At 47.6% G+C, this 4,912-nt stretch carries 5 protein-coding genes; all 5 read left to right on the top strand.

Translation table 11 applies throughout. From position 1 onward, the window contains the following. The coding region (locus tag P5674_RS23165) for a Yae1 family protein (protein ID WP_315670326.1) at positions 1–237 on the top strand (237 nt) is incomplete at its 5' end. Positions 238–396: 159 nt separating this feature from the next. Further along, positions 397–975: a hypothetical protein gene (locus tag P5674_RS23160; RefSeq protein ID WP_006615942.1), complete on the top strand. Its 579-nt coding sequence runs from the start codon at positions 397–399 to the stop codon at positions 973–975. 506 nt (positions 976–1,481) lie between these two features. Next, positions 1,482–3,695, top strand: a complete 2,214-nt coding sequence (locus tag P5674_RS23155) for a CHAT domain-containing protein (RefSeq protein ID WP_434475132.1) — start codon at positions 1,482–1,484, stop codon at positions 3,693–3,695. A 312-nt stretch (positions 3,696–4,007) separates the two neighbouring features. Further along, positions 4,008–4,181: a hypothetical protein gene (locus P5674_RS23150; protein ID WP_199318211.1), complete on the top strand. Its 174-nt coding sequence runs from the start codon at positions 4,008–4,010 to the stop codon at positions 4,179–4,181. Between the two features lie 38 nt (positions 4,182–4,219). After that, positions 4,220–4,912: tetratricopeptide repeat protein (locus P5674_RS23145; RefSeq protein ID WP_315670324.1), on the top strand; the 693-nt coding region annotated here is incomplete at its 3' end.

Here is a 4,912-nt window from a genome sequence, read left to right as displayed (position 1 = left end):
AAAGAAGCATTTGCCGACGGTCGCCAAGAAGGTCGCCAAGAAGGTCGCCAAGAAGGTCGCCAAGAAGGTCGCCAAGAAGGTCGCCAAGAAGGGGTGCAAGAAGGTCTCCAACAGGAAAGGATAAATATTGTTGTGCGTTTGGCAAATTTGGGAAATAGCGCGGAAGCGATCGCCCAAATGTTGGGTTTACCATTGGAGGAAATTCAGCAAATTTTGTCATCTCGTGCTGACAACTAGGAGCGCGCATCAAAGTTATGGGAGAGGCGATCGCCCATAACTTTCAATACGTTAATGATGGGATGGTGTGGGTGTGGTGAAATTGTGCGAAGTTTCCGAAAAAGGGTGGAGCGAGCGTGAAGATGTTAGTATTAGTTTATATCCTATCTCACACCTGCCATGAAAACCCCTCAACTGATGATTTTCCTAGTGCTGGCTGGTCTGACAGTACCCACCGCTGACACTCCACGAGCGATCGCACTCCCCGTGCTGGTAGCCCAAAACCAAGCCCAAAATCAACCGATTCCGATTTCCTTGCCGACCTCGGCGGCGGTGAGTTTGGTTAATGGCGGTCAACGCTCCGGTCAACTGGTTGAAATTAACTCTCAATATCTCATTGTAACACGAGGTGACAGTCGCGCTCAAGAAGCGATCGCCAATGTTTCCCGCGTGCAATTTCGGGGGGATATTTGGTGGCCGACTTCCGACGGTCGGATAGTGATTCGCGGCGACCATGAGAACACAGGCGGAAACCCCCGACGCTTCCGGGTGCGGGTGGATGGATTAGTTTGGGAAGATGCAGATAAAGGCTTTTTGGCGATCGTACCAGAAGCCGTTATCGCAGTAGATGATCAACCGGGCATTCCCAGGGGAATGAAGAACATAATTCATAGTCGTTATGTGGTGACTGCCATAGAATTCGCCCCCCAGAATTCCGAGTTAATTATCACGGCGAAATTGCTATCCCCTTCCGAATAGCTTTCCCGTAGGTTGGGTGCAGGGGAGTGCAACCCAACTAACACTTTCTAGGATTATATAGCAACCGCCAGAGCGGTTCGGACTGAGCGGCTAATTTTAGACCCGCCTTGAAATGAATTTGAAGGCTGATAGCAAAAGTCCACTCAAGTAGACTAAATAGACAAGAGGAGATCATCATGAATTCCGATATCCGTCAAGAAATTATTGACCTAGCCAGAGAACTACCCGATGATGTTTTGCCAGATGTTCTGACATTTTTACGCTGTATAAATGACCGAAAAAACCAATAATTCCAGATAATGATACTGCCAATAATCAGGTAGAATTGGGTCGGGCGATCGCGGCTTATCAGGCGATCGCTGATAAGTACAAGAATGCGTTGCGGGAATTAGCAAAGTGAACCAACCATTATGGATATCCGAAGAAATTGTTAGGCAGCTTCCCGTAGGTTGGGTGCAACGAGCGTGAAACCCAACATCAATTTTCAATTAATAATAGGTGATGCCATGAAAAGATTAATGATGGGTGGTTTATTGGGAGTAACAATGCTATTGGCGACTCCCGCGATATTGCCAATTCTGGCACAGCGCAGTTATGCCCAAACCTCCCAGACTCAGGCGGCACAATTGCAACAACTGATTGATTTAGCAGCTTCCCGTAGGTTGGGTGCAACGAGCGTGAAACCCAACATCAATTTTCAATTAATAATAGGTGATGCCATGAAAAGATTAATGATGGGTGGTTTATTGGGAGTAACAATGCTATTGGCGACTCCCGCGATATTGCCAATTCTGGCACAGCGCAGTTATGCCCAAACCTCCCAGACTCAGGCGGCACAATTGCAACAACTGATTGATTTGGGAGCCCAGCAAACTCAGCAAGGGCAACCTTTACAAGCCATAGAAACCCTTAAACAAGCCCTAGCTATTGCCCAAAGTATCCAAAATCGAGAAGGGGAAGCATTGGCAAATCTGGTTCTGGGTTTCAACTATAATCGGATCGGTAAATCCCAGGAAGCCTTAACATACTTCCAGCAAGCATTACCCATAATGCGGGAAGTGCGCGATCGCACCGGGGAAGCGGCTACTCTCCATAATATCGGTGCAGTTTACCGCGATATCGGTCAACCCCAGCAAGCCTTAACATACTTCCAGCAAGCATTACCCATTAGGCGGGAAGTGGGCGATCGCGCCGGGGAAGCCACTACTCTCAGTAATATCGGTGCAGTTTACCGCGCTATCGGTAAACCCCAGGAAGCCATCGAAAACTTGGAAAAATCCGTACAAATTACCCTAGAAATGCGTGCAGGTTTGCAACAGGAAAACCGCCAAACATTCCTAGAAAGTAACCGAGGAAGATCCGTCGCCCTTGTAGACCTTCTCATTGACCAAAACCAACCCGACCAAGCCTTTAAATGGTATAACCTCGCCACCACCTTCGACCTCGCCGACTATACCCGCCTTATCGATGCCCAAGTTGGCGACCCAGAAGCCCAAAAACTCATTGACCAATGGAATCAAAACCATCAACGCCTACAATTACTTTACGCCCAAGTTGACCAGGACTGGACACCCCAACTCTCCCAACAAATCAACCAATTACAAGCCCAAAATAGCCAACTAGCCGAGAATATCTCCCGCCAATATCCCCCAGTTGCCGAACTCTTTGAAACCACCCCCCAAGACATCCAAACTATCCGGGAAAATATCGCCCCCGGAACCCTGGTTATTCAACCCGTTTTGTTAACTAATATTCGTAACGTCCAGGATAAAATCGGCATTTTTTTAGTCAGCCGCGACCAAGCCACCCTCGTCCGCACCATTCCCATTAACCCCACCGAATTTGATGCCATCCTCACCGAATATCGCGCCCAAATCCAAAACCCAAACTCCGACAACTACGCTGGCAATCAAGAACTACTGTATGATTATCTCATTCGTCCCGTCGAGGCGGATATTGCTGCCTATTCTCCCGAAAAAATCGCCATCATTGCCACCGGAAAACTCCGTTATATTCCCTGGGAAACTTTCTATGATAACCAAAGCGACCAATACCTACTAGAAAAATACCCCATCCACTACCTCACCCGCATTTCCGCCACCCGCCATATCCCCAGCAACCCCACCCGCACCCCCAATATTTTAGCCTTTGGCAACCCCACCCCCACCTCCCAAGAACTCCCCGGATCGGAACAGGAAGCCCGCCAAGTTACCGAAATTTTATCAGGGGAATATTGGGTGAGGGAAGAAGCGACCCTCAACCGTTTTTATAACGATTATCTCCGGTTTAATATCCTCCATTTAGCCAACCCAGTCTGCTTGAACCCCCAGGGATGTGCGGAGCTAGAGGCAAATCAGATATTATTTGCCAATGGAGAAATCTTAAATATTGCGGATATAGCATTGTTGGGATTAAACCAAACTAAATTGGTAGTTTTAAGTGCTTGTCAAACCGCGATGACAAGGGAATCAGACGGCCGCGAATTGCCAGCGATCGCCTACTTATTTGAACGGGCGGGAGCCGATGCCGTGATTGCCAGCTTATGGAGTGCGGAGGACAAGAAAGCCCTCTTAATTATGACACAATTTTATGAGAATGTCAACGAGGGAATGACAAAAGCCGAGGCTTTACGACAGGCGAAATTAACCTTCGTCCAACAAGGCCTACATCCCTTTTCTTGGTCGCCTTTAATTCTGATAGGTGATGGCAGTTATTTATGAGGGAATATTGGCAAGTTGAAGGGGGGAGATATTTAGGGATGGATTGAGGTTTTCGGGTGGGGTGAGAAATCCGGTCAACCCAACAGTTAACAATTACTGTAAAATTGACAGGCAAGGTTCCACCCCACATCAACTTTCAAATGTGGCTGAATAAACTTAGATTAGGTGATGCCATGGAAAGATTAATAATTGGTTCTCTATTGGCAGTCCGTAGGTTGGGTGTAACGAGCGTGAAACCCAACTAGCTTCCCGTAGGTTGGGTGCAACGCAGTGAAACCCAACATCAATTTTCAATTAATAATAGGTGATGCCATGAAAAGATTAATGATGGGTGGTTTATTGGGAGTAACAATGCTATTGGCGACTCCCGCGATATTGCCAATTCTGGCACAGCGCAGTTATGCCCAAACCTCCCAGACTCAGGCGGCACAATTGCAACAACTGATTGATTTAGCAGCTTCCCGTAGGTTGGGTGCAACGCAGTGAAACCCAACATCAATTTTCAATTAATAATAGGTGATGCCATGAAAAGATTAATGATGGGTGGTTTATTGGGAGTAACAATGCTATTGGCGACTCCCGCGATATTGCCAATTCTGGCACAGCGCAGTTATGCCCAAACCTCCCAGACTCAGGCGGCACAATTGCAACAACTGATTGATTTGGGAGCCCAGCAAACTCAGCAAGGGCAACCTTTACAAGCCATAGAAACCCTTAAACAAGCCCTAGCTATTGCCCAAAGTATCCAAAATCGAGAAGGGGAAGCATTGGCAAATCTGGTTCTGGGTTTCAACTATAATCGGATCGGTAAACCCCAGGAAGCCTTAACATACTACCAGCAAGCATTACCAATATGGCAGGAAATAAGTGATCGCACCTGGGAAGCCACTACTCTCAATAATATCGGTGGAGTTTACAGCGCTATCGGTCAACCCCAGCAAGCCTTAACATACTACCAGCAAGCATTACCAATATGGCGGGAAGTGCGCGATCGCGCCGGGGAAGCAAATACTCTCAATAATATCGGTGTAGTTTACCGCGCTATCGGTCAACCCCAGGAAGCCTTAACATACTACCAGCAAGCATTACCCATATGGCAGGAAGTGAGCGATCGCGCCGGGGAAGCCACTACTCTCAGTAATATCGGTGCAGTTTACGGCGATATCGGTCAACCCCAGCAAGCCTTAACATACTACCAGCAAGCATTACCCATTAGG

This window comes from Limnospira sp. PMC 289.06 (genome assembly GCF_032350395.1).
In the GTDB taxonomy this organism is placed as follows: Bacteria; Cyanobacteriota; Cyanobacteriia; order Cyanobacteriales; family Microcoleaceae; genus Limnospira; species Limnospira platensis.
The sequence above is the reverse complement of the archived record's forward strand: the minus strand, read 5'-3'. Positions and strand labels throughout refer to the sequence as shown.